Origin of the sequence: Bradyrhizobium sp. (assembly GCF_019244115.1) — a bacterium.
Lineage (GTDB): Bacteria > Pseudomonadota > Alphaproteobacteria > Rhizobiales > Xanthobacteraceae > Bradyrhizobium.
On record NZ_JAFATE010000254.1, the window covers coordinates 1 to 2,872 of the forward strand.

Below are 2,872 nucleotides of genomic sequence, written 5' to 3' on the forward strand. Positions count from 1 at the left end.
GACCCTGACGCCGTGCGCTTCCGCACCGTGCGCCGCGGCTTCCCAGGCCTCGCAGAGCTCGTGGCTGAAACAGGCGTGCGATTTGGCGGATTCCGTCAACGGCTGATCCTGCCAGAGACCATACCAGCCGATTGCCGAGCCGCTGACCAGCACGGCCGGCTTGCGTTCGAGCCGCGCAATCAAACCGATCACGTCGGCCGTCATGTTGATCCGGGATTCCATGATTTTTTGTCGCTTGATGTCCGTCCAGAGGGCGTTGCCGATCGGCTCGCCCGCCAGATTGACGATCGCATCGACGCGGGTATCGGCCGGCAGTTGATCGAGACTGGTGATGACGGTGAATGGCGGCGGCAGCAGCTCCAGCTTGGCGGCACTACGCACCAGCACGATGACGCGATGACCGGCGCCGGCGAAGGCCGCGACCAAGCGGCTGCCGACGAAGCCGGTCGCCCCGGTCACGAGCACGGTCTGGGGCTCGGACAATCCGTCCACCACGTCGCGCACCGGCACGCTGGTGATCCGCGCAAGGCGCCGTGCGGCGGCAAAATCCCGCAGGCCGAACAGCCCGGCGCCGATAGCCGAAGCCGTTGCCGCAAAGCTCAACCAGCCCGCATAAGCGGATTTGATCCCGCTCGGCTGCAGCGTCCAGTCGACCAGGATCGGCAGCAGCAAGGCGAGAATGACGCCGTAATTGATGGCGAGAAGCGTGTGGTTGATGCGTTCGCTCGCGGGCAGTTTGCGGCTCAAATCCTCCTCGACGAAATCCATCAACGTGATCGCGATTTCGGCCGCCAGCACCGCGATGATGAGGGCAGCCCAGAGGCCGTGGATCTCGAACCAGCCCAGAACAAGGAACAGGAGCGCATAGAGGGCATTGCGCACAGCATGAAGCTTCAGTTCACGGCGCTGGGGGGGACGCCATGCCAAGCGCTCGGTCAGCTCATGATGATAGACGGTGTCGAACGCGCCCATCGCAATCTGCAGGCCGACCAGGATCCAGAGCAGCGGCGTCATGACGTGGCCTCCTTGAAAACTGCAGATTGGCGCAGCAGCCTGCCAAGATGCGGATGAACGATCTCGAGCGTGAAGCGGAAGGCATCGCCGCCGAGATCGGCATGGGTCACCGTGAGATCGCCCGGCGTCAGCCACAGCGGCAGGCGCCACTTCAAACGCCCGATCTGCAGAAAATAGCCGACGCTGCGAAACACCAACGCCTCGCTGGCAACGCTAATGCGCAAGGCCACGCCGATCCCGCAGCCGACATATTCTTCCAGCCCCGTCGGACCGGCGAAGCGCTTACACGAGTGAATGACCTGCGGAAAGCGTCGCCGGCGCCCCGTCATCCGGGTCCAGATCTGGCCGCCGGTCGCCGCATCTTCGGTCACCGCGACGATCATCGGAACACCCGTCTCGGCGCCGGTCGGCAGCGGGCCGCCGATCAGGCGCACCGCCTGCGCGATGCACCAGCCGGCAAAGCTGATATCGGCGGAATCGACCTCGCCGACATAGACGATGGTGTTGCCGTCGGCGAGCCGCATCGAAAAGCGCCGCCAGACCGCGAGTGGCAAGCGGCCCCAGTCCTCATTGGACAACAGCGCGCGGAAACGATGATCATCGATCAGTTTTGCAGGAGGTGGCGCCAGTGCGAAGCTGCGTGAGATCCTTGCTGACGCCATAGCACGCTCCGCTACTCGCCTCGCCGTGTAGGAGTTCCCGTCGGCAGGTAGCCGACGATCTTTTCGCCGAGCTTGACGAGCGCGATCAGTCGCTGTCGCGGCACCCTGAGCATCTGCGTGTACCAGCGGTCGGCGAACTCGGTGAACGCCAGCATTTCCTTCAGCCGCTTGCTGGCCACCGCAGTGATGGTCGGATCGTCGGCGGCATCCGACACGCAGGCCCGCAATGCCGCGATCGCCGGATCGATTTCCCGCTCCTTGCGGCCGGCGGCGATGCGCGCGGCGACTTCCCAGATGTCGGTTTCGGCCTCAAAGTGGTCGCGGCGGTCGCCGAGGATCGGCACCCGCCGGACCAGGTTCCAGGACAGCAGCTCCTTCAGCGAATTGGAGACGTTCGAGCGCGCCATTCCGAGCGTTTCGGCGATGTCCTCGGCGGTCATCGGCGCTTCCGCGAGATAGAGCAGCCCGTGGATCTGGCTGACCGAGCGATTGACGCCCCACCGATCGCCCATGTCGCCCCAATGCAGGATGAAGCGCTCGACCACCGCGGGAAGTTTTTTCTTGTCTGTTGTTTCTGTCATGACAGAAATATCTGACCGAAGGAGCCGCTCGTCAAGGTCCATTTGGTCGCACCCCTCAGTGCGGGCGGAGGATCACGCAGTCGGCGGCGGGCCCGCCGTCGCAACTGCCGGCGCATTCCCTGACGAGGCTGGCCAGGGCGCGCTCGAGCGCACGCAACTCGGCGAGCTTGCGGCAGATCTCATCGAGACGACGCTCGGCGAGCTGCCGCGCACCGGTGCAGGAGCCATGGCGGTCGAGCAGCGTCAGCAGCGCGCCGACCGCTTCGATCGACAAGTCAAAGTCGCGGCAGCGCCGGATGAATGCAAGGCGGCTGACGTCTACGGGGTCGTAGATCCGCTGTCCGCCCGATCGCGCTGGCGGTCGAAGCAACCCGCCACGCGTATGAGGATGCGACGCATCGGCAGCCTCGGCACGCGCGACATCGGCGAAACTGCGATCGGAAATCCCGGGTCGTTGCGCAAAAGAAAGCTGGAACGAGCCGTGGCGGGCCTGCAAGATGTCGAAGCCGCAGCCGACATCCTGGTGCGGCTCTCGATGAGCTGCATCAATACCGTCCGTCCCGCTCATGGCTCGAACTCCTGAGGCGACATGTCAGCCAGCTCCGCGCCCCCACT

4 protein-coding genes are annotated in these 2,872 nt (G+C 64.9%); all 4 read right to left on the reverse strand.

Translation table 11 applies throughout. The annotated features are described in order from the left end of the window. On the reverse strand, positions 1–1,014 hold a 1,014-nt coding region (locus tag JOZ76_RS11545; protein WP_291698756.1), incomplete at its 3' end, for an NAD-dependent epimerase/dehydratase family protein. After that, positions 1,011–1,676, reverse strand: coding sequence for a DUF4166 domain-containing protein (locus tag JOZ76_RS11550; protein ID WP_291698757.1), 666 nt, complete (start codon positions 1,674–1,676; stop codon positions 1,011–1,013). The genes JOZ76_RS11550 and JOZ76_RS11545, both read right to left, overlap by 4 nt. An 11-nt stretch (positions 1,677–1,687) precedes the next feature. Further along, a complete protein-coding gene (locus JOZ76_RS11555) occupies positions 1,688–2,257 on the reverse strand; it encodes a GbsR/MarR family transcriptional regulator (protein WP_291698758.1) in 570 nt (189 codons plus the stop codon). 55 nt (positions 2,258–2,312) lie between these two features. Then, entirely contained in the window at positions 2,313–2,825 is a 513-nt protein-coding gene (locus JOZ76_RS11560) for a MerR family DNA-binding protein (protein ID WP_291698759.1), read from the reverse strand. Between the last annotated feature and the right edge of the window lie 47 nt (positions 2,826–2,872).